Source organism: Thalassotalea montiporae (genome assembly GCF_053485855.1).
Genome location: NZ_JBQRUO010000009.1, coordinates 70,009 through 95,314, shown reverse-complemented (window position 1 = coordinate 95,314; position 25,306 = coordinate 70,009). Strand labels below are relative to the sequence as shown.

General features: G+C 41.8%; 31 protein-coding genes. 21 read left to right on the top strand and 10 right to left on the bottom strand.

Annotated elements, in window-relative coordinates:
• Positions 1-190: 190 nt before the first annotated feature.
• Together ACSLUR_RS18065 and ACSLUR_RS18060 are read left to right on the top strand one after the other, a co-directional pair.
• Positions 191-652, top strand: a complete 462-nt coding sequence (locus ACSLUR_RS18065; RefSeq protein ID WP_448556695.1) for a hypothetical protein — start codon at positions 191-193, stop codon at positions 650-652.
• 126 nt (positions 653-778) lie between these two features.
• Entirely contained in the window at positions 779-1,204 is a 426-nt protein-coding gene (locus ACSLUR_RS18060) for a GNAT family N-acetyltransferase (protein ID WP_448556694.1), read from the top strand.
• Positions 1,205-1,302: 98 nt separating this feature from the next.
• Here the strand turns inward: ACSLUR_RS18060 and ACSLUR_RS18055 are convergent, their stop codons facing one another.
• Positions 1,303-1,593, bottom strand: a complete 291-nt coding sequence (locus tag ACSLUR_RS18055) for a type II toxin-antitoxin system RelE family toxin (RefSeq protein ID WP_448556693.1) — start codon at positions 1,591-1,593, stop codon at positions 1,303-1,305.
• Entirely contained in the window at positions 1,583-1,831 is a 249-nt protein-coding gene (locus tag ACSLUR_RS18050) for a type II toxin-antitoxin system Phd/YefM family antitoxin (protein ID WP_448556692.1), read from the bottom strand. The genes ACSLUR_RS18055 and ACSLUR_RS18050 overlap by 11 nt, the downstream gene beginning before the upstream one ends.
• Positions 1,832-1,991: 160 nt before the next feature.
• Here ACSLUR_RS18050 and ACSLUR_RS18045 point away from each other — a divergent pair, with 160 nt between their 5' ends.
• The 7 genes from ACSLUR_RS18045 (at position 1,992) to ACSLUR_RS18015 (ending at position 5,934) form a co-directional block, all read left to right on the top strand.
• Positions 1,992-2,321 (top strand): hypothetical protein, encoded by a 330-nt coding sequence (locus ACSLUR_RS18045; RefSeq protein ID WP_448556691.1) that lies wholly within the window; start codon positions 1,992-1,994, stop codon positions 2,319-2,321.
• 136 nt (positions 2,322-2,457) lie between these two features.
• Positions 2,458-2,871, top strand: coding sequence for a hypothetical protein (locus ACSLUR_RS18040; RefSeq protein ID WP_448556690.1), 414 nt, complete (start codon positions 2,458-2,460; stop codon positions 2,869-2,871).
• A gap of 32 nt (positions 2,872-2,903) precedes the next feature.
• Positions 2,904-3,254, top strand: a complete 351-nt coding sequence (locus ACSLUR_RS18035) for a cupin domain-containing protein (protein ID WP_448556689.1) — start codon at positions 2,904-2,906, stop codon at positions 3,252-3,254.
• 6 nt (positions 3,255-3,260) lie between these two features.
• On the top strand, positions 3,261-3,470 hold the full coding sequence (locus ACSLUR_RS18030; RefSeq protein WP_448556688.1) for a hypothetical protein: 210 nt from the start codon (positions 3,261-3,263) through the stop codon (positions 3,468-3,470).
• Positions 3,471-3,593: 123 nt separating this feature from the next.
• Positions 3,594-4,196, top strand: coding sequence for a class I SAM-dependent methyltransferase (locus ACSLUR_RS18025; protein WP_448556687.1), 603 nt, complete (start codon positions 3,594-3,596; stop codon positions 4,194-4,196).
• Positions 4,197-4,365: 169 nt separating this feature from the next.
• Positions 4,366-5,208 (top strand): substrate-binding domain-containing protein, encoded by an 843-nt coding sequence (locus ACSLUR_RS18020; RefSeq protein WP_448556686.1) that lies wholly within the window; start codon positions 4,366-4,368, stop codon positions 5,206-5,208.
• Between the two features lie 108 nt (positions 5,209-5,316).
• Positions 5,317-5,934 (top strand): DsbA family protein, encoded by a 618-nt coding sequence (locus ACSLUR_RS18015; RefSeq protein WP_448556685.1) that lies wholly within the window; start codon positions 5,317-5,319, stop codon positions 5,932-5,934.
• 97 nt (positions 5,935-6,031) lie between these two features.
• Here the strand turns inward: ACSLUR_RS18015 and ACSLUR_RS18010 are convergent, their stop codons facing one another.
• On the bottom strand, positions 6,032-6,802 hold the full coding sequence (locus tag ACSLUR_RS18010; protein WP_448556684.1) for a 2OG-Fe(II) oxygenase: 771 nt from the start codon (positions 6,800-6,802) through the stop codon (positions 6,032-6,034).
• 64 nt (positions 6,803-6,866) lie between these two features.
• Positions 6,867-8,195, bottom strand: a complete 1,329-nt coding sequence (locus tag ACSLUR_RS18005) for an aldehyde dehydrogenase family protein (RefSeq protein WP_448556683.1) — start codon at positions 8,193-8,195, stop codon at positions 6,867-6,869.
• Positions 8,196-8,567: 372 nt separating this feature from the next.
• On the opposite strand from ACSLUR_RS18005, the gene ACSLUR_RS18000 reads away from it, so the two are divergent.
• Together ACSLUR_RS18000 and ACSLUR_RS17995 are read left to right on the top strand one after the other, a co-directional pair.
• A complete protein-coding gene (locus ACSLUR_RS18000; RefSeq protein WP_448556682.1) occupies positions 8,568-9,401 on the top strand; it encodes a hypothetical protein in 834 nt (277 codons plus the stop codon).
• A gap of 43 nt (positions 9,402-9,444) precedes the next feature.
• Positions 9,445-9,810, top strand: a complete 366-nt coding sequence (locus ACSLUR_RS17995) for a hypothetical protein (RefSeq protein WP_448556681.1) — start codon at positions 9,445-9,447, stop codon at positions 9,808-9,810.
• Between the two features lie 242 nt (positions 9,811-10,052).
• Here ACSLUR_RS17995 and ACSLUR_RS17990 read toward each other — a convergent pair whose 3' ends face one another.
• From ACSLUR_RS17990 to ACSLUR_RS17970, 5 genes are all read right to left on the bottom strand, one after another.
• Positions 10,053-10,475 (bottom strand): BLUF domain-containing protein, encoded by a 423-nt coding sequence (locus tag ACSLUR_RS17990; protein WP_116013178.1) that lies wholly within the window; start codon positions 10,473-10,475, stop codon positions 10,053-10,055.
• 113 nt (positions 10,476-10,588) lie between these two features.
• Complete coding sequence (locus ACSLUR_RS17985) at positions 10,589-11,716, bottom strand: lipocalin-like domain-containing protein (protein WP_448556680.1); 1,128 nt, start codon at positions 11,714-11,716, stop codon at positions 10,589-10,591.
• Between the two features lie 90 nt (positions 11,717-11,806).
• On the bottom strand, positions 11,807-14,389 hold the full coding sequence (locus ACSLUR_RS17980; RefSeq protein ID WP_448556679.1) for an FtsX-like permease family protein: 2,583 nt from the start codon (positions 14,387-14,389) through the stop codon (positions 11,807-11,809).
• A 10-nt stretch (positions 14,390-14,399) separates the two neighbouring features.
• Complete coding sequence (locus ACSLUR_RS17975) at positions 14,400-15,053, bottom strand: ABC transporter ATP-binding protein (RefSeq protein WP_448556678.1); 654 nt, start codon at positions 15,051-15,053, stop codon at positions 14,400-14,402.
• 245 nt (positions 15,054-15,298) lie between these two features.
• Positions 15,299-16,987: a M28 family metallopeptidase gene (locus ACSLUR_RS17970; RefSeq protein ID WP_448556677.1), complete on the bottom strand. Its 1,689-nt coding sequence runs from the start codon at positions 16,985-16,987 to the stop codon at positions 15,299-15,301.
• A 193-nt stretch (positions 16,988-17,180) separates the two neighbouring features.
• Here ACSLUR_RS17970 and ACSLUR_RS17965 point away from each other — a divergent pair, with 193 nt between their 5' ends.
• From ACSLUR_RS17965 to ACSLUR_RS17935, 7 genes are all read left to right on the top strand, one after another.
• Positions 17,181-17,648: a methyltransferase family protein gene (locus tag ACSLUR_RS17965; protein ID WP_448556676.1), complete on the top strand. Its 468-nt coding sequence runs from the start codon at positions 17,181-17,183 to the stop codon at positions 17,646-17,648.
• Between the two features lie 300 nt (positions 17,649-17,948).
• Positions 17,949-18,524 carry a sulfotransferase gene (locus ACSLUR_RS17960; RefSeq protein WP_448556696.1) on the top strand — a complete coding sequence of 192 codons (576 nt, stop codon included), beginning with the start codon at positions 17,949-17,951 and terminating at the stop codon, positions 18,522-18,524.
• Positions 18,525-18,652: 128 nt separating this feature from the next.
• Positions 18,653-19,225 carry a MiaE family protein gene (locus tag ACSLUR_RS17955; protein WP_448556675.1) on the top strand — a complete coding sequence of 191 codons (573 nt, stop codon included), beginning with the start codon at positions 18,653-18,655 and terminating at the stop codon, positions 19,223-19,225.
• A 68-nt stretch (positions 19,226-19,293) separates the two neighbouring features.
• Positions 19,294-20,148 (top strand): penicillin-binding transpeptidase domain-containing protein, encoded by an 855-nt coding sequence (locus ACSLUR_RS17950; RefSeq protein WP_448556674.1) that lies wholly within the window; start codon positions 19,294-19,296, stop codon positions 20,146-20,148.
• Between the two features lie 9 nt (positions 20,149-20,157).
• Complete coding sequence (locus tag ACSLUR_RS17945) at positions 20,158-20,994, top strand: 23S rRNA (adenine(2030)-N(6))-methyltransferase RlmJ (protein WP_448556673.1); 837 nt, start codon at positions 20,158-20,160, stop codon at positions 20,992-20,994.
• 107 nt (positions 20,995-21,101) lie between these two features.
• Complete coding sequence (locus ACSLUR_RS17940) at positions 21,102-21,521, top strand: VOC family protein (RefSeq protein ID WP_448556672.1); 420 nt, start codon at positions 21,102-21,104, stop codon at positions 21,519-21,521.
• Between the two features lie 114 nt (positions 21,522-21,635).
• The gene (locus tag ACSLUR_RS17935; protein WP_448556671.1) at positions 21,636-22,142 is read left to right on the top strand and encodes a nuclear transport factor 2 family protein; all 507 of its coding nucleotides are present in this window, start codon (positions 21,636-21,638) and stop codon (positions 22,140-22,142) included.
• Positions 22,143-22,234: 92 nt separating this feature from the next.
• Here the strand turns inward: ACSLUR_RS17935 and ACSLUR_RS17930 are convergent, their stop codons facing one another.
• On the bottom strand, positions 22,235-23,437 hold the full coding sequence (locus ACSLUR_RS17930; protein ID WP_448556670.1) for a serine hydrolase domain-containing protein: 1,203 nt from the start codon (positions 23,435-23,437) through the stop codon (positions 22,235-22,237).
• A 274-nt stretch (positions 23,438-23,711) separates the two neighbouring features.
• On the opposite strand from ACSLUR_RS17930, the gene ACSLUR_RS17925 reads away from it, so the two are divergent.
• From ACSLUR_RS17925 to ACSLUR_RS17915, 3 genes are all read left to right on the top strand, one after another.
• Positions 23,712-24,176: a VOC family protein gene (locus ACSLUR_RS17925; protein ID WP_448556669.1), complete on the top strand. Its 465-nt coding sequence runs from the start codon at positions 23,712-23,714 to the stop codon at positions 24,174-24,176.
• Positions 24,177-24,246: 70 nt separating this feature from the next.
• A complete protein-coding gene (locus ACSLUR_RS17920) occupies positions 24,247-24,717 on the top strand; it encodes an HAD family hydrolase (protein WP_448556668.1) in 471 nt (156 codons plus the stop codon).
• Between the two features lie 107 nt (positions 24,718-24,824).
• Positions 24,825-25,226 carry a thioesterase family protein gene (locus ACSLUR_RS17915; RefSeq protein ID WP_448556667.1) on the top strand — a complete coding sequence of 134 codons (402 nt, stop codon included), beginning with the start codon at positions 24,825-24,827 and terminating at the stop codon, positions 25,224-25,226.
• Positions 25,227-25,306 lie beyond the last annotated feature (80 nt).

The following is a 25,306-nucleotide window of genomic DNA, read 5'->3' as shown; positions in this document are numbered from 1 at the left end:
CAGCGATTACATTCGAGTTTAGGATATCAAACACCTGCTGAATTTGAGTCAGCACTAAATTAAACATGGAGCGTGTCCATTTTATCGGGGCAAGATCACACGTTACGCTTGGCTCGTGCTCGTTCCTCGCCGATTTTAGCCAAGCTTCACTTGCCGCTTATTGCGGCGTTAACTGTCTAAGGATAGATAGGTGAGAACTGAAAGCGATAAAGCAAAAGTTGAGTTAAATATATTTTTAGGCTTTGTTGATAAAGCAAGTCTTAATGTTAATTCTGAAACAATTAGGAAGGGCTGTGCTGACGCTAGACAGCCAGACATATATTGTGAATTAAATGGCAGCCCAGTATATTTTGAATTAACAGAAGCATGTTCTCATGAGTTTTGCGCGGCAATTACAAAGGCTCTAAAAACCGGAGAACCCCAGGTTGTCTGGGGGGATGATGTGTCAGAACAGACTATAGCGGGTAAACTGACTAAAACCTATAACGTATCTGATCCTATTGAGCTAGTTTTGTATACAGCGGGCAGAACAGCACTACCTGATGAAGTTATTATTTCTCGAATTGAATCGTTATTAAAAGACAGCCTAGGCGAGTTTCATAGAGTATGGCTTTACGGCGATGAAGTTCATTTATTAGCAGAAGCCAGTTAACAAGAAAATCAATCGGACTAAAAACGCTTGGCTTAGTTCGCTGCGCTCACAAAGTATAGCCAAGCATTTTTAGCCGTTTATTCAAGCGTTATAACTCGATAAGTAGTCCCCATTCAGGAAATCAGAATGATCATCGAAGTAACATCATTTCCCTCGGAAGAAAATCTAAAAACAATCAGTAAAGGGATCCAAAGTTTTAATCAACAGCATATTTCAGATGACATTGTTTTCGAAGAAGACACAAAATTTGCTGTATTTGCTAAAAATGCTAGCGGAGAAATCCAAGGTGGGATGAGGGCTACTGCGTTCTGGAATTATTGCATCATTGAGTTGCTTTGGCTTTCTCCTAATGCTCGTGGATTAGGGGTAGGGGCTAAACTAATAGCAGCCGCCGAGAAATATGCTTTAGAAAAAGGATTCAAGTATATGCGTACGGAGACATTAAGCTTTCAAGCGCGTCCATTTTATGAAAAACTGGGTTTTAGGGTGTTTGGCGAGTTGGCAGATTACCCCAAAGGCCATACAACATATTGCTTGGTGAAAGAGTTATAACAAGGCAATTAATCGGACGCGTAACGCTTGGCTCGTGCTCGTTCCTCGCCGATTTTAGCCAAGCTTCACTTGCCGCTTATTGCGGCGTTGTACCCTATTCAGTTATCAAGCCGAGTTAGTGCTTTACGATAAACTTCACTGCGTTCACGTTTCCCAATTGCTAAAACAGTGACGATGATCACGTCATCTTCGACCTTATAAACTAATCTGTATCCTGACTGGCGTAACTTAATTTTGTAAATGTTATCAGCACCCGATAGTTTGGCAGCAGGAACATGCGGATTCTCCAGTCGTTCTTTCAGCTTTTTCTTAAATTGATCCTGTAAAGTTGAACCTAGCTTTTTCCATTCTTTGAATGCGCTCTTTTTAAAGTCTAGACTATAAGTCATCAATGTTTACCGAAACACTCTCTTCAGATTCACGGTCTTTTGCCATGGCAAGCAATTCAATATCTTCTAGCTTATCCATCATCATTTCGTAAGCTTCGGCAGGCACACAATAGAATGCAGGCTCATTTCGGTTAAGCACAGCAACAGGCTCACCGTAAGCACTGCTTGCAACTTTCATCGGATTAGCTTTTAATTCAGTGATGCTTGCTGCAACATCAGCTAAAATTCTTGTAGTCATTTAATGGCACCTTTAAGTGGTCTTTTATTAAGTCATTTTAGCCGCAGTGGTAAGGTATAACAAGGCGTTGAAACGAACAAATAACTGTTGGCTCGGTTTCGCTTCACATTATAGCCAACAGTTATTTACCGCTTAACGTGGCGCTATGTGTAAGGATAATATGCGTAAAATTCGAATTATTTTAACCGCAATATTTTCTATTTTTTCAGCCGTTGGAATTGCTACTGTATTGCTAGGTAAGGCACCTGTAAGTGCATTAATAGTAGCTCTCGCTTATATTGTGACAACAATGGCACTGTACAATAAAGGTGGAAAGCCGAGTAAGTTTGTCGCTTATATTACCAGTAGCATTTTGTGCTTTGGAATTCTTGGTTCTATTTATACCTTAAGTTTGCCTTTAATAGGCGAGAATTTTGAGCCTTTATTATTTGTTTCTACATTAATTATGGGCCTCATAGGTATTGCAACAATTACTCAGTTAAAAAATTAATCAAGGCTTGTTTAAACTTATACACAACAAGCCAATAAAGTTGGAACTGCTAACGCTTGGCTCGGTTCCCCTCCGCTACAAAGTATAGCCAAGCATTTTCAGCCACTTATTTAAGCGTTACGGTTACAAGGAAAGTATGTACAAATCTGGTCAACAGGTACTTAACCAAGGGTTAAGTCCTTTTTCAAGATTATTACTAGGTAGTATTACTGGACTATTTGGTTTAGTAATGTTCTTAATTGCACCTGATATGAGTAAGCCAATCGGTATTTATATGTTTGGCACATTTTGCTTAGTCATTTTTGTAATGTGCATTACAACAGGAAAGATACGTAATTACTTAGGTCGTTTAATTGGCTTAACTGCTTTTGTTTTATCTATCTGGTATTTTTTAGGTCAATTAGGTAACGGTGACTTAGTATCAGGGAATAGATCTGAACCGTCAGTTATTAATGCCATTTTATTCTTTTTCGCGTTTGGTTTTCCTGGTCTTTGGTTTGCTATCAAAGGTAAGTTTCCTGTTAAAAGCACAGGGCAAAGCAAGGAATAAACAGGACGTTATACACTTAGAGAAGTTCACAGATGATTCGCAACTTTTTAGAAACACAAAAACAAATACAACATTCTGCACATGGAGGAATAGGCTCTGTTGAATTGTATGAAATATGGGCTAAATCTGACTTCGTTAGTAACTGCGACTTTATCGACAGACAAATTATCCCTCCCCAATCAACTGTTGGTTACCATAAACATGGTAACAACGAAGAAATGTATATAATTCTTGAAGGCTCTGGAACAATGACCATTGATAATCAGGAAGTTAAGGTTAAAAAAGGCGATATGATCAAAAATAGGCCTTTTGGAGAACACGGTCTAATTAATGATTCAGACTCCGACATCGATCTTTTAATTATTCAGCTTGGTGTAGGTTAAAAACCTATGAAAGAGAAAAACATGCCTTCACATATAGGAAATTTAATTAGCGTAGTTTTAGTTTGGGCACTTGTTGCATATATTTTTGTGTTTGGGTTTGCCAAAATTCAATGGAATGGCTGGGCAGGAGGATTACCTTGGTTAGCGGGAGTCGTTTTTCTATTTGGTAGTGCAGGCTTTACGTCCAAATGGCTGATGAGTAAAGCAAGGGATTAGATCAAGTGCCGTAACAAAATATAGTAAGCTGGTCGATCGTATTGATAACGCTTTTTCAGTTTTAGTTCGCTGCACATTTTCAGTAACTATAGTGAGATCACTTTAAAGGAACCAAAAAACAACATGGACACCAAACAACAAGCGTCAAATTACGACAAAATAGCTGAACATTGGAATGGCTCAAATTTCAATCGTCATAATGGAATTGAACAACACAAAAGAGCGATTAATTTCTCAAATTGTAATGGCAAAGCCATAGATATTGGTTGTGGAAGCAGTGGCCGCATTATTGAGCTGCTACTTGATAAGGGTTTTGAAGTTGAAGGGCTAGATTACTCTGAGGAGATGCTGAAATTAGCAGAGCGCCGACACCCTGATTTAACTTTTCATCACGCAGATATTTGTGAGTGGCAGCCGCCACATAAGTACGACTTCATTTCAGCATGGGACAGCATTTGGCATGTGCCATTAGAGGCGCAAAGTGCCGTTCTAGATAAATTACTAAACTCTCTTAGTGCTGGTGGGGTAATCATTTTTACCAGTGGTGCCGTAGATAGTGCGGGAGAAGGCAGCAACCCTTTTCTTGGGCAAGAACTGTATCACGCCGCCATCGGAATACCTGCTATTTTAGAGCTGCTAAATACCAATAACTGTATCTGCCGACATCTAGAAAACGATGATTGGCCAAATAAACATTTATATGTTGTTGCGCAAAAAAGCCGTTAAGAAGAAAATATAGCGAACTCTTCAGCTCCTCTCGTTTTAGTGCATGTCTGTTGTCTTCATTTTACGATGCGAAGCACGCTAGTATCAATTACACCAAGCAATTGACTTTTTCGTTTTTAAAATAGACAGTCTAATTACGATAAACGTCAATCACATCAGAGATTTCCAATTGTATAAGTTAGCGCTATGTCTATTTTTTCTTGCTTTTGCCAGCTTCGCAGCCCATTCAAAAAATAATGAAGCTTTGGTGATTGATGGTTCGACGGGCGTGAAGCCGCTTGTTGAAGCATTAGTACAGCAATATATAAGAAGTGCTAATGCAGCTAACATTCAAATAGGTAAAGGCTTAAGCCCTAAAAAACGTATAGCGGCGTTGACGAGCAATACAATTGATATCGCAATGGCTAGCCATGGATTTGACCAGAGCCATCTAGCTCAACTAAATTTGCGCGTGCATCCCCTTGCTAAAGTTGCGGTTGTAATGGGAGTAAACCACACCGTAAAGGTTGATTCAATTTCGGAGCAACAGTTATGTGCAATATACAGTGGCTCGGTGACTAATTGGCAACAACTTGGAGGCGCAGACATTGCAATAACACCGTTTATTAGGCCCGCGAATGAAGTGGATACTGAAGTATTCTTGGCCAAAGTGCCCTGCTTTGCTCAGTTAACGCTTGCGAAAAACATTCAAATTAAGAAAAAATCTGGGCAAATGGCGCGAGCAATTGCAAATAAGCGTGGCGCGATAGGGATGACGACACTAGTGAGAGTGTCGCAATGCGATAACAAAATAGCGCCAATCGGCATTAATGGTATTTTTCCAACAACGGATAATGTGCTTAACAACACATATGGGCTAACCCGAAATTTGTATTTAATAACGTCGGATAAACCAAAGGAAAGAGTAAAAAGTTTTCTACGTTTTGTTCGAAGTGAACAAGGGGCAGAAGTCATCAAAGCAAATCATGCTGTTCCACTTACAGTAAACCCGCAAACGCGCTTGATCCCATAGAATATATGGCAGAGCATCGTTGCTAGCTTGCAATTGTGTGTGTATTAAAAAGTAAGTGTTTAAAAATAAAATGTACTCCCAAATAATCCGATATAAAAAGAGGTACTTGTGCGACTAGTCTACGTGATGGACCCTATGTGTGGATGGTGTTACGGATTTGCTCCTGAATTAAAATCGTTTCTGGCGAATCATCCAGAGGCAGAGGTTGAATGGATCATGGGTGGGTTAGCTCCCGATAGCACAACGCCAATGCCCGCTGAGCTTCAACAAACCATTGCTCAATATTGGCATCAAATCGAAGCAAGATCACAGGCAAAATTTAATCACGACTTTTGGCGGCTTAATACGCCCTATCGTTCAACTTACCCAGCTTGTCGCGCTGTACTCAGCGCTGAACATATTCAGCAAGGCAGCGCCCCTTTAATGGTAGAAGCCATTCAAACCGCCTACTACCAGCAAGCAAAAAATCCAGCGTTAGTCGATACACTGGCTGATTGTGCTGCAGCGATAGGGTTAGAACGCCAGTTATTTTTGCAAGTGCTGTTATCGCCAGAGATCGAACAAAAGTTACAACAGCACCTTACCATTAGTCAGCAATTGCAGGTTCAGGGCTTCCCTGCTTTGTTTTTTGTTGAAGAGAATCAGGCTTACCCGCTGGCTTTAGGGTTTTGCCAAACAAAAGATTTAGAGCAGCAGCTAACGCGAATTATCGAAGTCCGCAAGTAACCCGCATTGCTGTTTTCATTAAAGAGAATACAACGTTGAGCGCTAGCGTAAATTTTTGGTTAAACCTCAGCGCTATCGAAGCGGTTACACCATGCGATTAATCGAGTGGAAACAGTAAATCAGTGCGAATAATGTATTTCGTTCCACGCGTGATTGGCTCTGAGCTATGCACACAGTGCAATGGATGCATACCATGAGGAAAACACAATACACTGCCAGCTGGTGTTCTCACATTCACTTGCCTAGCTGGCTGACCGCGTTGCGCAGGTCTGTTAGGCTCGGCATCATTAACCCAAAATTGAGTATCGCCACCTTCAAAGTCTTCCGAAAGCAGTATTAAAAAGGTCATTTGACTATAGCGATCGTCAAACGCGTTTTGCACGTGTACACCGTCAATCAATTTACTACCTGGCCATGAACCATCGGTATGTGGTTTGAAAAAATCACCTTCGCCATATTTGTAGAAACGAAAGCGTTGATTAATGCCAAGCGGCGCCATACCACCAATCACTTCAATACCCGCCGACATTGCCGCTTGGCAGCGCTGCCAAATAAGCGACTCTGTGGTGTCGTCAGTAAGCCAAGTTAAGCTGTCGTTATGCCGAATATGCCTAGGAAGTGAAACCGCTGCATCTTGGTTAAAGCCTAGTGTTTCAGCAATATCAATCAATCGGTTACATTCCTCATGCGATAATACATTGAGCAATTGAAATGCGCCCGGCACTTCAGGTACAGGCACCAAGTTTACTTGATTTAAAGCATTAACGCTGAGCTGTGCAGGGTTTTCTTCTTTGTTACCCCACAGCGGAATATTATCGCTCTCGGCTCCCTGCTCGCGCTCAACAACGTAAAAACCTTCACCTAACATATAATGATAACCTTACTCTAACTAGCTTTAATTTAAATAGCTTTACTCAAACTACGTGAGGGCACTAACTAATTACGGTGACTTGCGCGAACTGACGATGACCATCAAAACCGCCGTGAAAGCCAAAACCACTTTGTTTAGCCCCTACCCAAGGGCTAGCGCCACCGCCACCAGCACCTTTGTTAATACCAATCATGCCGGCTTCTAATTGGTTGGCGACCTCTGCGACTTGTTCGCGACCAAATACTACAGCTCCTAAGCCGTAATCAGAGTCGTTCGCGCGATAAATAGCTTCAGCAACGGAATCTACCTCAGCAATAGCGACAACTGGCCCGAACGTTTCCTCTTGCTCCATCAACATGTTTGGCGACAAATTCGTTAACACAGTTGGGTTAAAGAAGTTGTCATGTTTAACATCACCACCAAGTAGCACATTTGCGCCCTTTTCTCGCGCATCTTCCATATGTTCAGTAATTTTAGCCAGTTGCTTTTTACTCACAATTGGACCGATATCGGCGTTTGGCTCATCCCAGGCACCTGTTTGGTAATAGCTGGCAATCGTTACAACTCGGTCTATAAAACTTTGAGCAACGGCTTTTTCAACGTATATGCGCTCAGTTGATGTACACATTTGCCCAGCATTTTCGAAGCTGCTAGCAACGGCAAAACGTGCAGCGGCATCTAAATCCGCATCCTTTAAAACAATCATTGGATCGTTACCACCAAGTTCCATTACTAAGCGCTTTAAACTTGATGCAGCTGACTTCATAATCTTTTTGCCCACCGCTTGCGAGCCTGTAAACGCAACTAAAGCAATATCTTGATGCCTAGCTAGCGCTTCACCCACCGAGCCATCACCATGAACGATGGTTATTAAATTTTTAGGTAAGAGCTGATTTAGGTGCGCGATGAACTGCTCGGCAATTAATGGCGTTTGCTCTGACGGTTTGAACACCACAGTGTTGCCTGCAACTAGTGCGGGTACTATTAAGTTAACTGCCATTGCCAACGGATAATTCCACGGTGATATAACCGCACATACGCCCAACGCTCGATAGCTTATATTACTGCCATCATTTCTTGGTGATAATGCCGCGCCCGCCTCTTTGGCATAATGACTACCCGCAAAAATAGCGCCGCGTACTTCGCTAGTACTGCGATCAATATCTTTACCCATTTCTTTTGACAGCAATACTGCAAGCTCATCACTATAAGGCGATATTGACATAAATGCCTTGTATACGATTTCAACGCGCTCAGCCAATGGCAATTGTCGCCACTGTTTTTGATAGGCTTTTGCACCTTGAATGCACTCGTGAATTTGCTCACTGGTAGCTACTTCTACCTCACCTAAAGCTTGTTGATTACTAGGGTCAAAAGACGTCAGTTTCATAAATACCTGTGTTTTGCAGATGAATGTCAGTGCTCGCAGCAAGCCCTAAACGGCTTACTGGCAATCGTAAGAGATGGATATTAGCTAAACCAAGATACAAATAAAAACAGTAATAAACTGTATCAGTTACATGGAATACTGGTAACTGGAAATGAAGTGCAACAATACGGTTTTTAACGCAAAGGCTGATTTTAATAATAGATAAGGCGGAAACTACAGATTTATGAGTACATATAAGCCATTGAATTAACATGGCTATTCTATTACGCTGGTACTTGCAATCCGCGTCAAAAGGACTTGATTTACAATGGTATTTGTACCGTTAACCCGACTCGACAACTCCAAACGTTCTGGCTCAATTGAGGTGCAACAATGAGATTTCTGTTCGCCTCTGTCCTTGTGATTATCCTTTCTTTTCAAGTAACAGCGCAGTTTCTCAACATAGAACAACGTACTGTTAAAGCAGGTGTTGAAAGCCTCCAGTGGCTGCAATTTTTGCATGCAGTTTCTAAACAATGTGATTATTACGAGTACGCAGAACTAGCGCCAAGAGAAGAGTTGAGCATTTTAGTTAAAGCCAAACTTAAGATTACCCTAGAAAAACTAGAAGTATGGATTGAAGAAAACGAAGCACTAAATGGGGCACTGTACGAGCAGTTGAATAAAGTTAATTGCGAGCAAATTGAAATAACTGATTTTTTATCAAACATTTACGATGCTTACGACATCGCTAAGTTTAATCTAGAACTTTACGAACCAATCACACAACCTTTGCTTACTCAAGGTGAGCTGGCGAAAGAGAATGAGCAAGCGCTGCAAGACTATATTGCATCTCGCCAGAGTGAGGCAGAAACCATTATGCTTGCGGAAATTATTCCGTTTAACGATGTTCCTGAAGACATAAAACACAGCTTTCAATTCATTAAACCTGATTACATCTATCGTATTACTAGAGGCTGGAGGGCACCTCATCGCTATCAATACCTGACTATTCCGATCACATTTGATCCATTAAATACTGATGAAGAATACAAGCATATCGTTGACACCAAAGGAAAGAGTTCTGTATTGATATTTGTTAAAAATCCACCTGCCAGTATATCAACGCACATTATAGGCACGGTAAACCTAGATATATATCCTGTCGATCTCAGTAGTTTTCAATCACCCGATTGGGAATGGGTAGGACGAACGCTGGTGGAATAAAAGCACAGCTAAATGATTAGACTATTAAACAGAAAGGGAAAGTATGTTTGAACAATTAAAGCATAAAATAGTGAACGCAGGTTGGAAAGGTATAGCCGTAGTCATTGCACTATTCATTGCGGGGCCAGAGATAATGATTGGCATGGAACTTATGGCAACAATCGAAGTATTAGGCGCTTCAACTTTTACCCTTGCCTATTGGAGTGGGGTTAAGTTACTCGTGAATAAACCGTACAGTGTGGTTGTAAAATTTGAACAGTATTCGAATTTCTTTATTCCCACTTTAACTTCAATAAAAATAATGCCTCAGCTAATTTTACATGCGATTCCCGAACGACTAGCCATGCTCTCTTATTTGTTTATTCTTATAGTATTTGGCTGTTATTTTTTCATGTTAGAACTGGGCTAACAATGGCTTACTCCAATGGTCATTGGAGATGAGACAGCTAATCGACCATCGCTTTCAACATTGCCTTGTTATTTGTTAGCAGAAATTCATTTGGCTCAGCCAACTCGAATTAAACGCTTGGGTATAAAATTGTGAACAACATATGCCTAGGCTTACGCTAAGGGCTAATGTTAAAGGCCGATAAAAACCATCGGCCGATTATACTTTATTAAGCTTTATTGCACTGTCATTGAACGTGATGGCTAGTCAACCACAGGCACTTGTTCTTTTAACTCCAACATCATCTGATGTGCACTTTCGCCTGACATTTCGAATGGATCAAATTCAGAGCTACCAGAGAATTTTAAATTAATATCGTGAGTTAATGACGAATCGGGAATATAACCCATACTCCAGTCAGTAAATTCACGTTTTATGATTTCACAATAATCGAGCATGATAATATCTTCATGGCGCTCGTCTTTTAATATTCGCTGGTAGGTTTCGTTTACTTTCTTACGAGAGCCTTCAATGCACTGTAAAAAGTATTTGCGGTTAAAACACAGCAAGCCCGTAATACTATTAGCACTGTTGTGTTTTCGAGCTGAGACTAGAATATCATTAATGCTGTCATCGACAATATCTCTTGGTTTGCGACTCGCATAAATCAAGCGTACTAAGTACATAGTACAGCCTCCTTTTATTAATTATCCTGTTGTATATGCTTTAGATTTTAGCACCCGATTTGAATAAAATAACAATAAAATCATGTTGTTTTTATCATGTTATACGAAGCAAATTAATAGCCGGTTAGCTCTGCATAACCTAACCCATTAAAACCACCACTGGCCTTTACTCGTCCTTCCCAATAAGGAAACGTTAATTGATTGCGTGAATCTCGCGTGATCGATTCTATTGATATAGCAGGCATATCAGGCACTTTGACTTGCCACTTGCGAGGGTATTTACGGCCACCCAAAGTAACGGTATCGACGACGTTAATATCAACATCTCCTTGGTTGATTTGGCTTACCTCGCCGCGTTTGTTAATTTTACTACCGCTGCAATAGTCATAGGTTTGTGTTGCCCCTCGAATACAAAAAACCATTAACCCCTTTACATTGTCAGCACTTTCCTTGTTGCGAACCTTAGCGCTCATGTTTTCATGTGCATTTTGGCTGGCTTCATCTTGCACTAAGCTAAACCAGTCCCAACCCAGCTGTTCTTTACTCAATAAACTCGCAGACCATTCTCGGTCATACCACGCGTTGCCCGATACTTGGTATTTTTTGCCTGCAAAGGTAAGTTCACCATTCACCGCTAAAAATGGGTAACTGTAATAATATGATGCGTGCCCTGCGCCTGTTTTTTGGCTATACCCTTCTTCGCCATGCAATACGCGTGGGCTTTCGCCTAATGCGATATTGAGCTGATAGTCACCATCAGCGGCATTGAGTGTCAGCGGCAGAAATGAACTGCCTTGACTTGCTAACTGCCAATTATCAATTTCAGCAACAAATGGTGAGTGATGCACACTTGCTTGCCCTGCCCGTGCAAAGCGTTCAAAGGCAACGTGCTGCTGTTGGTGTTGCAAAGCAAAGTGAGCAAAATATAGATTGTTGTCCCACCAGTTGAGTTGTGTTTCAGTTGAATTATCTTTGTTTGAAGGTTCCGTTAATTTTTCACCGGTCTTATCCGTAGGCATATTAACCATAGGCATCAGGGTGCGAAATAACGTCCACTGAACACCAAAGGTTTCACCTGTGGTTGCGGTTAAATTGGCGGTTAAATACCACCACTCAATACCTTGATTTGGGTGAGCCCCATGATCTTGAGGAAACACCAAGGTTTCCCCCTTTTTGACCGGTTCACCACTTGCTGTTTGCCATGCTGAGCTTTCATCTGCTTTATCATTCGTATTATTCATTGGTTGGCAGCCAAGTATGAATAACGTAGCCAGTATCATTAACATGCTTAGGGATTGAGATTTCACGGTGATTCTATCCATGATTTTTGACTAGCTCTTTTGCTGCTTGGGTGAACGGCCAGGTGAATGGCTAGGTGAACGACGAATTGCATGGCGATAAGCCAATCGCCGCAGGGGAAGATAGGCACAGACCATAGCGGCAACCATTAGCAGCAAGCATGTTTGTATAATTGCCGGAATATCCAAATGGAAATGAATCGTCCAGCCAAATGCAATCGGCATCACAAATTTTAGCAATGCAATGCCAAGTGCCAGCCCTAACGGTAAAGCAAACAACACAGTAAACACCACAATAATACTGGTTTGCAAAAGCTTCATTATCAATAGCTGACGCTGCGTTACCCCCAGATGATTCAATATCACCAGCTGTTTGCGTTGGTTAGCGCCTAAACTCAGCAAACTGGTGCAAAGGCTGAGCAGTGCAATCGCTAAAATAAAGGCGTTGAGGGCTTTGGTAACAACAAAGGTGTCTTCAAACAGTGCATTGGCAAATTGTTTAAAGCGCTTATTGGGTAAGATTTTGCTGCTGTCTTGATTAAATTCGTTGATTAAGCGTTCGCTAAAAAGCTCAACCGATGTATCTTCATGAGCCAATCGAATCGAGTAACCATAATGACGGCCACTCAGCTTTGCTAACTGATGGCGAGCTTCAAGCGTGAAAAATGATATTAGTGGGTTACCATAATCGTAGAAAAAGCCCGAAATACGACACGGAAAGTCTATCGCGTTCTGTTTGAAGTGCGCTATATCGCCGAGTTTGATGCCAAATCTAATGCTTGCTTGTTCATTCGCCAAACAGCCATTTTCAGCAAAGTGACTCATCTTAACCGGCTCACCACTGGTTAGTGAAATATGCTGGTAATCTAAGTGACTATCGCCAAAACTAGCGAGTTTGGCGGGTAGCGTTTGCACTTCACCATCACTTTGGAAATAAACGCTCACCTGCTTAACCTCTGGCTGGGCACTCAGCATCGCTCGAAATTCCGCAGTTACCTTATCTGTGCGTAAATAAATATCAGCGCTTAGTTGCTTTTCCAAATGGGCATTCAGTGTTTTGCTAAAACTTGTCACCATAACCTGCATGCCAATCGCACTGCCCAACGCGACTAAGATCGCCACAATGGCGATGGTGAGATCGCTAATATGTTGTTTAGTATCACCATGTAGCCACTGAATTAACGGGTGTTGCATGCCTGTTTTGCCAGCGCTTACGCGAATACTTGATAAACCATTAAGCAGTCTTGGTACCAATAAAATAAATAACACCAAAATAGTAAAACACAGTAGCAAGGCTTGAAACTTAGTGTCGGCAAAGTTGAAAAGCCACAAAAAGCTAACGCTCGTCAACAAGAGCAAGGCAATAAATAGTGTTTGGCGATATTGTTTTAAGCCCTTAATTTGGCTAATCAACATAAAGGCTAACGCACTAACATTTAGTACGAAGCCAATAGCAACATTAGTCCATTGCCAGTTAACCACTAAGGCTTTTTCTAGCTGATAAAGTCCCATTAATGTGCGATTTACATCGAGCACTAACGTATTGGCAATGAGGTAGCCACCCCAAGCGCCAATCAAGGCGGTGATCACACTCACGGCGACAAGCTCAATGAGTAAACTCACTTGAATGCTTTTTTTAGAGCAGCCGAGCAAATACAGTTGATTGAGTAATTTCTTGCGCGCCGACAGCGTGAGTTTAATCGCGTTATAGCTCAAAAACGCCGCAACGACATACCCCAAAAGTGCCAGTGCCGTTAAATTGAAAAAAAACGCACCTGAGAGTACATCAAAATTTTGTTGATCTGCTTGAACTAACCTGGCTTGACCAGCAATTAATGCTTCGATATTGCCAACTTGATCGCGTGTTAACTCGCTAAGCTCGATAAAACTCAACTGACCTTGTGTACCGAGCAAATGATCAGTAAGGGCTAAGTCGGTAATTGCCCATAGCCCGATACCATCAACAAATTTGACTAATGGCTGAGCCTGTTGCGAATTGAGCGTAAACACAGGTGCCAATTTTGCCTCTTCTGTGTTTACTGCCACTTCGCCGTTTGCTGCTTGGGTCGCTAGTCTTTGCTTGAATTGGCTATCAACAAACAAGGTTGTAAGCGGAGAGTAAATGCTTGGTGACGTGGCATTATTATCAATGCTTGTGTGAGCGTTATCTGCGCCATCTGAATTGCTGGAACTAGTTGAATCAAATAAACGACTAACCAGCTCTTGTTGCTGGCTGCTGGTTCCTGCTTGCAGCCAGAGCAGTGAATTTATCCCCTGAATATTAAGCGTTTGCCCTGTTGTTGTCGTTAATCTGCCGCGCAAAATGGGCTGCGCATTCGTAAATCCGTGTTTTCGGAGTTTCAGCCATAGCTCACCAGGAAGATATTCTTGGCCAATTAGCGGCTGAATAATATGCGTAACTGGGTTTTCAATAAGCGCAGAAGAGTAGCTATATCGGGTTTTAGCTTCTTGATTCAGCCCTGTAATTGCCGTGAGTAGCGCGCTACCTAAACTAAAGCCCAATACGAATAACGCCATTAACCACGGGCGTTGGCGATAAAAAGCAATATGCGTGACGAGAATTCGCCAAATGGCACTCAAATCAATCGCATGCATTTTATTTGCGCTAAGCAAATTGACCGTCTCTTAAAATTTCAACGCGATCAAAATAGTCAGTAAGCTGCTGACTGTGAGTTACCATTACCAAGTTAATGTTGCGCTCTCGGCAAAGCTTAGTTAGTAGCTGAACCACTTGATGAGAGCGGGTTTGGTCTAAGTTGCCTGTGGGTTCATCGGCAAGTACTAATTTCGGCTGATTGAGTAATGCTCGAGCAATACCAACGCGCTGCTGTTCACCACCTGATAACTCATGCGGCATAGCATCTAGCTTGTGCGCTAAGCCAAGTGCTTCAACGAGTGCGTCAAACTCGTGTGCGGCTTGTTTTGGAAAATTTAGTTGAAACTGAAAAAGAATATTTTGCTTAACCGTTAGGCAATCAAGCAATTGATAATGTTGGAAAATAAGCCCCAATTGACGACGATATAAAGCAAGCTCCGTATCCCCCATTTTGGTAAGTTCGAGCTCGTCAATAGACACCGAGCCTTTGTCAGCAGGTAATAAGCCCGCGAGAATATGAAGTAATGTTGTTTTACCTGAGCCACTATCGCCTAGTAAAGCAAGCTGCTCGCCTTTGCTAAGCGACAAGCTTAACTCTCGCAAAATTGGAAACTCACGACCACCTTGGTAACGACTAAAGCTTAAATTGTCTACGGCAATCAAAATAACTCCTTGTATTCCCTAACTTTTCAATAAAAGTTTACTATGCGAACCTAGGCTTGACCAGTGTGCATTCAGATGAGATTGAATATAACGAACGGCTAACCAATAATGCTCACTCATAGTTTACGAAAAGAATCAAAAAAAGGGAGCACTATGGCTCCCTGTTAATCGCTTGTTCTAAACGCCTAGCTAATCGCGTGCTTTCATTGTGTAAGCGCGGCGTTTAAATCATTAAAAGACTGTGGTTACTGTCTTTTAAACTCAGAGCTCTCGCTCCATTTTGGCCATACATTTTCGCTAGATAACTCATAGCCAATTTCAAAAAATGCCTGCATATCTTGCACTGCGCCAGATAAATCCCACTCATCAGAATATTCATCACATAGGTTGTGGTAACACTTCTTCAGTTTCGGGTCTAACATTTCACGTAACTTCGCTGTTGCTTCATCAGCAGGTTGAGCACCGCTTTTCGCATATAACGCTGGAATACCGATGTTAGCAAAGGCAAAGTGATCTGAGCGGTAGTAAATACCCGCCGCTGGGCGAGGATCACCTGAAATGACTCGGCCTTGTTTTTCCGCCGCTTTCGTTAAGTAGTTATCTAGCTCAGATTGACCTAAACCATACACCGCAACATCAGCGCTTTTACCATTAACACCCAGTGCGTCCATATTGATGTTGGCAACGGTTTTGTTGGCTGGAATAACAGGATTCGCAGCATAGAATTTTGAGCCTAACAAGCCTTGTTCTTCAGCAGTTACCGCCAAGAAAGTAATTGAACGCTCTGGTTTTACGTCTAATTTAGTGAACGCTTCTGCCACTTCAATCAGTGCTGCCGTACCCGTCGCGTTATCGACTGCACCGTTATAGATTTGGTCGCCATCAAGTGCGGTATCTGTGCCTAAATGATCCCAATGGGCACTGTAAATAATGTGCTCATCTGATTTTTTCGTACCTGGCAAGGTCGCGATAAAGTTATTAGACACTGATTTTTTGATGGTGTTTTTCACGGTTACAGAAGCCGTTAAATCACCCATATCAACATGATAACTGCCTTTTGCCGCATTCATTTTCGCTTCAGCAAAGTCTAAACCCGCTTTGTTAAACAGCTCGGTGGCAACCTCACTGGTGATCCAACCTTCAACGGCAACGCGCCCCATGTTGTTATCATCACGTTGGAAGCCAAATTGCGCACCAGTCCATGAGTTTTTCACCACGTTCCAACCATAAGATGCTGGTGCCGTTTCGTGAATAATAATTGCACCTTCTGCGCCTTGGCGGCTTGCTTCTTCGTATTTGTATGTCCAGCGGCCGTAGTACGTCATGGCTTCGCCAGTGAATAACTCAGGGTTCTTGGTGGCAAAACCCGGATCATTAACGAGCATAACCACGGTTTTACCTTTAACGTCTAACCCTTCGTAATCGTTCCAGTTATATTCAGGTGCATTTACACCGTAGCCTACAAAGACTAACTCAGAATCTTTTAGCTCAGACAGCTCAGTAATGCGGCTTGAGCTCATTACCATATCTTCTTTAAATTTGTAGTCTTTACCGCCGATTGATAACGCCATATCAGTCGATGCTTCAATTGACACTAAAGGCACTTGTTGTAAAAAGCTATCGCCATTACCCGGCTCTAGGCCTAAGGCTTTAAACTGTTCAGTTAAGTACTCTAGTGTCAGCGTTTCACCAATGCTTGATGGCGCTCGACCCGCGAATTTATCTGACGCAAGCACTTTTACATGCTCTGCTAACTGTTCACCATTGATGCTGTTATAGCTTTGATTAAACACTTCAGCTGAATTGGTCATCGCAGCTTTTGCAGCCATTTCGGCTTTAGTGGCGCTTTCTGCTTCAGTTACAGGTTTATCATTACAGCCAGCAACCGACAGCAAAGCTGCACTGGCTAACATTACAGAAGATAATTTTTTCATGAAAATAATATTTATTAGAATATTCGGGACTGGCAGTATATACCTAAGCGATTAATACGCGCTAGTTTTGCCATGTGAGTTTGGCGACAAAACAAGACTTGAACCGTGTACATATTTATTGGCAACGGCTAGGCCTTGTTGATCTGCTTATCAAATGAAATAAAAGGAATAAAACAAGAGGAGTACAGGGACTATGCAAACACTCGAACTTAAAATACCACCAGTGTTGTTGGTAGTAATATCGTTGCTTCTGATGTGGTTAACTCAACAACTATTGTCGCACTTTGCCTTTACCTTAACAAAAGACTATGCCGTTCAGCTTGCTGGCGCTTTGTTACTGCTTGGTGCTTTCGTTATTTTTGCTGGCGTTTATGCGTTTAGAAAAGCCCAAACGACAGTTAACCCGATGACACCAAGTGATGCTTCAAGCCTTGTTAACACGGGCATTTACCGTATTACACGTAATCCCATGTACTTAGGATTTTTATTGATGCTCATAGCTTATGCAGTATATTTACAGCATCCCCTCACCCTCATTTGGTGTGGCGTATTTGTTGGCTATATGACGCAATTTCAAATTAAACCAGAAGAGCGAATGCTCAACCAACTGTTTGGTGAACCTTACCACGACTACTGCACACAAGTGCGTCGCTGGATATAGACTCAATTGGCAAGACGAGCGACTGCTTTTTGTTGCTTCGCCTTTCGATAAAGTGCTTTTGGAAAAATCTTCTTTTAAGGGCCCAAATTTGATAACCCACTTTAGCTAGCCTGAGATGATTTGCTATAATCTCTCGGTTTTATCATCTTATTCGCTGTTCACTCTGATCGATTCTCGCTGTTTATGACCAACCCGCTATCAACACTACATTCTCCTACTCTTGCTCAAGATTTATCAGCAGCACCGAAAATCTGGATCATTGGCTTACCGCGCACTGCAACGACTAGCATATGTGTCACCATGTTGGCACTGGGTTACAAAACTGCCCATACTGCCTATTTGCAAAGCTGTCTTGAGGAAGCCCAAGTGATTGCTGATACGCCCGTATTTTGCGATTACCAAGCACTAGATAAACACTACCCTAACAGCAAGTTTATTTATTTGACCCGTGACTTAGATAAGTGGTTGCCGTCAATTCGCCAATTGCTAAGCCGTATGTATCAAAATTTGCAACGTGAAGATGGCGGTTTTAACCCTCATTTAAAGCGCTGTTTTAATCAAGTGTTTGCACCGCTCACACGAGAAAATATCGACAGTGATGAATTTTTAACTGATTGTTACGCTAACCACCAACAAGGTGTCACTCAATATTTTGCCAATCGCCCACAAGACTTATTAACCCTAGATATTGCAGCGCCTGATAGCTTTGCCAAGCTCATTGCGTTTTTAGGCTTACCCTGCGACACGCAAGGGGAATTTCCGCTGATTAATATGAAAGGCAAAGTCACTGCGTGGAACAAAATTAATCATCCGCTAAAAATAGCATCAACCCGCAATGGCCGCATTGATAGCCAACTCGCTCATTTATCCATTTAAAAGCACGCAAGCAGCCCTGTTAATGCTTTGCCAAAAGCGCTAACACTGGTAAAATCGCCGCCTTTTATAGTGCTAGTAAAATGACTCGCTAGCGCTTTGTAATTCACGCTCGAGAAGACGATATCGCTATGTTTGAATTGAAGTACCACACCCCATTCGAATGGACCGAAGCTGTAATGGCTGATTTTGATGCCTTTTTGCAAGATCATGCAGCTGCAGAAAAGAAAGCGTCAGGTATGGCCATGTCAATGCTGTCTCACTACCCTGATCGCCTAAGGTTAGTGAAAGCAATGACTGACTTAGCGCTTGAAGAATTAATTCATTTTAAACAAGTATTAAAGCTATTAATCGCCCGTGACGTTCAGTTAGCTGACGATAAAAAAGACAATTACATTAAAGAAATTCGCGCTCTATTTCGCCGTGGTCGCGATGAATTTTTAATGGATCGTTTGTTAGTCGCAGGTGTTATTGAAGCTCGCGGTCATGAGCGTTTTGCGCTAGTAGCCGAGGCATTGCCAGCAGGTAAAGATAAAGATTTTTACGTTGCCATTGCTAAATCGGAAGAAAAACACAAAAACTTATTTGTTGAACTGGCGTACGAGTACTTCGACAAAGCTGAGGTAGATGTGCGCTTGGAAGAAATATTAATTGCTGAAGCGGCTATTTGTGAAAAACTGCCATTTCGTGCGGCACTTCACTAATCTGATTTAATGAAAAAGCTAAACATATTAATCATTTAACAAAAGCAGCAACCAATTTAAGGAAGACAATGACTATAAAAATGGAAAAATTTCGCAAGGCACTTTCAAACGTTGCATTAAGCACGATTGTTTATTTAACTGGTGTCAATGCGACTGTAGCTGCACCTGAAAATGCAAACACGCCAGCGAGCCTGCCTTGTGAACAAGCAGACAGCAAATGTACTTTTGTTCTGCTTACCGCTGAAGACAAGTTAATAGTTCATAACGAACAATGGGCTAATACGCGCTTTAGCCCATTTTCGACCTTTAAAATTCCGAATTCGTTGATCGCCTTAGATTTAGGTATTGTTCGCGATCTTGAGCAGAGCATGCGCGCTGACACCAACACTTACCCACCAGAAAAATGGTGGCCGAGCAGTTGGACGGCAGGCGAGCATAACCTGCGCTCGGCATATCAAGTTTCCAATGTACCTATCTATCGCGCTATTGCGACACAAGTAGGTAGTGAGCGCATGCAAGATTACCTAAATGCATTCGATTACGGAAACCATGATATTAGTGCTGGTCTCGATTTGTTCTGGCTGGGTGTGAGCTTACAAATTTCCCCTATCGAACAAGTGCAATTTTTACAGCGACTGTACACTAAACAACTACCGCTAAAAGCCAGTACCTATGAATTGCTTAAGCCCTTAATGCTTAATCACGACACACCTGATTATAAAATTTACGGTAAAACTGGGGCAGGAACCTTTAGCCCGACAATGGCACAAGGCTGGTTTGTTGGCGTGGTTGAAAAAGATGGTAAGTACTATTATTTCGCCGCTCATACAGAATCTACCAAGTTCAAATATGCGATTAAGCACCGTAAAGATATCGCCAGAGCCTACCTTGCCCATTACCAATTACCACATACCATTCAGTAAGGAATTCTTTTGCTAAGTTATCGCCACGCCTTTCACGCCGGCAATTTCGCCGATGTATTAAAACACAGTGTGTTGCACTATGTGCTTAACTATATGACTGAAAAAGAAAAAGGGTTCAGTTATATCGACACTCACTCTGGCGCTGGCATGTACAAGCTGCAAGATGAATACGCACAGAAAACTGGCGAATACAAACAAGGTATTGGCAAGCTGTACAGTACGCCTAACCTAGCGCCACTCCTCGCCAACTATGTAGAACTGATCAAAAGCTTTAACCAGCAAGGTTTAAGCCTTTACCCTGGTTCGCCAGCAGTTGCCGAATACCATACCAGAAAGCAAGATAGCGCCCGTTTGTTCGAATTACACAATACGGATATTGCCCTGCTAGAGCAATTTTGTCAGGGTTGGAAGCAAGCCAATGTTTTTCAAAAAGACGGTTACGCAGGGTTAGTAAGGCAACTGCCACCGCCAACACGCCGCGCTGTGGTACTGATCGACCCGCCATTTGAAATTAAGAGTGACTATCAAAAAGCCGTTGATGCGGTCATCAAGGCTCAGAAAAAATTTGCCACGGGTACTTATATGATTTGGTACCCTGTGGTGCATCGTCACTTTATCGATACCATGGAAGCAAGCATCACCAATAGCCAGCTAAAAAACGTAATGAAGGTTGAGCTATGTTTAACACCTGATTCTGAGCAATATGGTATGACAGGTACTGGCTTATTTATTGTTAACCCACCATGGCAGCTAGCAAGTGAGCTGGAAACCGCCCTACCACAGCTGAAAAAATTAGTGGGAACCGAGCAGTCGAGCTACACACTAGAGATGATAGTGCCTGAATAAGCTGCTAGCAGATAAATACCTACTCTGACATTTATACTAAGCGTTTATACTTTTAACAATATTTACTATGCTGTCATCAAGTATAAGTGCTTTAGGAAATATCGGCGATGGAACCAACACAACAAGACGCCACTCAGCTGTCAACGAGTGATCTATCAATCAAACAAATTGCTATCGCGATTAGTGACTTACCCAAAGCCCTTAATTTTTACCACAAGGTGCTCAATATCCCACTGGCTTTTGAAGTGCCACCCAATCTAGCATTTCTTGAGCTAGGCGATATTCGTTTAATGCTAACAACGCTGCAAGGAAGTGAGCAAGATCATCACACATCAGTGATCTACTACCAAACCACTAATATAGAGCAGTATTTTGAGCAGTTAAATGTCAAAGGTGTTGCCATTGAACGCCCACCAGCGTTTGCAGCTAAGATGCCTGATCACGATTTATGGATTGGTTTTATTCGTGATCCTGACGAGAATTTGATTGGCATCATGGAAGAAAAACCACCATCAGATGGTGAATAAACAACCTATTAAGCGCTAATTTATCATAAATACGATACAAGAAAAACATTCAACATATTGATTAGCAAAAGAATAACAAGCTAGTAATAACAAATAAAAAGAATAAGGTTACCAATGAAAAAACTTAGCATTGCATTTCTAATTATCGCCTGCAGCCAATTTAGCAGCATCGATTTTGCCGCGGCGACGACTAGTCTAGTAGTGAATCAAGAAATAAAACCCAAAGCCAACGAAAAGGCTGTTATCAGCCAACTACTAAATGATTTTTTGGCCAATTCAGTTAATGACGATTTAGTTAATCATCAAAGGTTTTGGGCTGAGGATCTTATTTACACTAGCTCGTCTGGTACGCGCTTTGATAAAAGCTATATTATTCAGGGGATAAAAGCAGACAAAGCAGCTAGTGAAAGTAGCGATACTTTACCGCCTTTATACTGGGCAGAAGATACTGATATTCGCGTCTACGGTGATACAGCCATTGTCGCATTTAAACTAATGCACAAAGAAAATGCCAAGGCTAAAGCGATTAAGCAAACCTACTTTAATACTGGAACTTTGCTAAAACGCGACGGCATCTGGCAAGTAGTGGCATGGCAAGCAACAGAAATTCCCGCTAAGTAGAGCGTGCCAAAAAAGAACAAGCGCCGACAGATAACTGCTGTCAGCGCTTATTTTCGATTTTTACAACTCATATAAAAGCTGCAATAAATCAGTTAGTTACTCGCCACTTTATTAGCGCTATTGTTGGCAAAAAGCTCAGAAAAATACTGATACATGGCTTTTCTTGATTGGTAGCTCGCAGGCGTCATCGCCCCTTCCCAATTAGCATTAACAGCAATCACCAGTTGGTGCTCAGGGTCGATATATAGCCCTTGGCCATAAATACCTTTTCCTTCAAAATGGCCTTTTGCTGACGTCCACCACTGAAAACCGTACCCTGCACCTTCGCCCAGTTCAACTTGATTAGATGCCGCTTTAGCAAACCAATTGTCGGGGACAATAGATGTGCCATTAACTTGCGCACCATTCAAGACAAAGTCACCAAACAAGGCAAAATCTCTAGCCGTTGCTTGAATACAGCAGCCACTAATTTCATGATTTGTTGGTCCTAGTAGCCAAGAAGCGTCCTTTTGCACGGCTATATGTGACCATACTTTTTCTGATAAATAATTCGACAATGTTTTCCCTGTTGCTTGGCTCACCAGCAAACCAATTAAACCGGTTTCGCCCGTGCTATACACAAATGTTGTGCCTGCGGGGTTCGCACGGCCAAGATGACGCATATAACTGACTGTGGCATCCAAACCAGGCTCTGGCGTATGAAAATTGAATTTCGACACATCTGAACTAGGGTCGTAATAATCTTCATCCCAAGCTACCCCCGATATCATAGTTAACACTTGCTCTATGGTAACTTGGTCATAAACACTGCCCTGTAAATCAGGAATATAGTCCGTGATTCTATCTTGCAGACTTTTGATGTACCCATCTTTAATTGCAGCACCAACTAACGTTGAGGTGAACGATTTTGCCACTGAAAAACTCGTCCACTTATCACTGCTAGTTAACCCTAAACCATATTTTTCATAGCGAAGCTGTCCATTTTGCAACACCACCAAGGCGGCAATACGCTGTTCGTTAAAAAACTTATCGATTGCGCTATCAGAAACTTCTAGCGGCTCTGTTATCGACAGCGTGTGAGGGCGTTCGCCTTTTTCAATGATATTAAAAGGAATAACGTTTAGTTGTTCGAGTGTTTGAAAACCGGCATCGCGCTGTGCAGTTGTCCAAAATAAAACATTGGTACTTTCCGGCTGATTCAACATCAAATAACGGATGTTTTTATCAAGGCTAAACCAATACCCTGTAACACCTGCAATAACAATCGCGACAACAACTCCTATCCATTTCCACATACTTTATCCTTACCTTTTTAATTGTTTTTGTTTTATTACGATAAACTTGTGCACTGCGTTTGTAAATTGTTCAAATATCTAGCGAATTGACTCTTAAAGCTAACGAAGTGTCTAGTTCATATACCCTAACGCACTTACTACTTGATCGAATTATTTGCTTTAACTCACTTCAATGCTTGCATCAATTCAACAGTTAAAGGTAGATTTTATGGCTTAGGCACTCCAGCCTTAACGTGAAAAAACCATTACAATTTATCAACAAGAATAAAAACTAATGAAGTATTTAATCTGTATTCTACTGCTATTTCCTTACTTATCTTTCTCTGCCAATAGTCAACCCAACTTGGAGAGCTTAAAAGCTGATTCAAAAGATGTTCAAATTCTGGGGCTAAGAACAAGCGTTTATATGGTGAATGACATTACAAAAGCCAAGCACTGGTATGCTAAAGCATTCGGCACTGACCCATATTTTGACGAGCCCTACTATGTTGGCTTTAATATAGGAGGCTTCGAACTTGGTTTAATGCCGACTGGCGAGAAGCAAAAAGGCTCAAATGTTGTCGCTTATTGGGGGGTGAACAACGTTGAAGCCACTTACCAAAAACTACTCGATTTAGGTGCCAAGCAACTTAACCCAATCACTGATGTTGGTGGTGGTATCAAACTTGGCGTCGTCCAAGACCCATTCGGAAACCCCTTGGGAGTCATTTACAACCCTATGTTTCAATTGCAACGATAACAAAATTGATAAGTACTATTTAGCAACAAGTATCTGAAAATAAACCTATACGCACTCATTTGGGAGCAATATGAAACCAGTATATCTGTTTGATTGGGGAGATACCCTAATGGTGGATTTTCCCACTGCGCAAGGCAAAATGTGTGAATGGGAAACCGTTCAAGCGATAGATGGTGCGTATGAACTACTCTCACAGCTTGCCTGTCATGCTGAAATTTATATTGCGACTGGTGCAGCGGAATCTTCAGCACCAGAAATCGAACAAGCGTTTGCGCGAGTCGGCTTGAGTCAATTTATCACTGGTTACTTTTGCCAAGCTAACCTTGGCATTGCTAAAGGCGAACCTGAATTTCTTCCTGCAATACTAGCTAAAATTAGCGCAGATAAATCATCCACTTATATGGTGGGAGATAGTTTAACCAAAGACGTAATGCCCGCGCTGAATGCTGGCATTCTTCCGATTTGGTTCAGAAGAAATTCGTCTGAGCTTGCACCCAATGGCGTTCGTGTGATTTCGTCATTGAGTGAGCTCAGCTCCTAGTTAGCTGTACTGAGATTAACTATGCTGAAATTAATTAAGTAAGCTAAGTTAAATTTATATGCTCAACACATTCGACTCAAGGTCACTTCTACAATAGGAAATTAGCCATGGAAATTAAGGATAGCCTAGCATTAACTTACACTGTTCAATCGAAAGATCTCGCCAGCGACCTACCAATTGATGAAGATGATAATTTTCCTGAAGTGTTCGCAACCTCAAGAATGATTGCATTAATGGAATTAGCAGCTGCTCGCCTAATGAAACCTATTCTGCAAAGTGACGAACTATCTGTTGGCGTTAATGTTAACGTTAATCACCTTGCCGCAACGCCTAATAATCAAGAAGTCAAAGCTGTCGCAACCTACATCGGCATGGTAGGAAAACTTTATCAGTTTGAAGTAGAGCTGCATGATAAAGGAGGGATCGCTGGTAGCGGAACGCATACCAGAGCCATTGTTAAAACAGAACGCTTAGTGCAAGGTGCTATCGCCCGAGTCAATAAGCCTTAGCTAGCCTAAATAACCTCAGCTCTGAATAACTAATGTGGTTATAGCGGCTATTTTTACTGCTACCCATTAAAAAAGCCAGT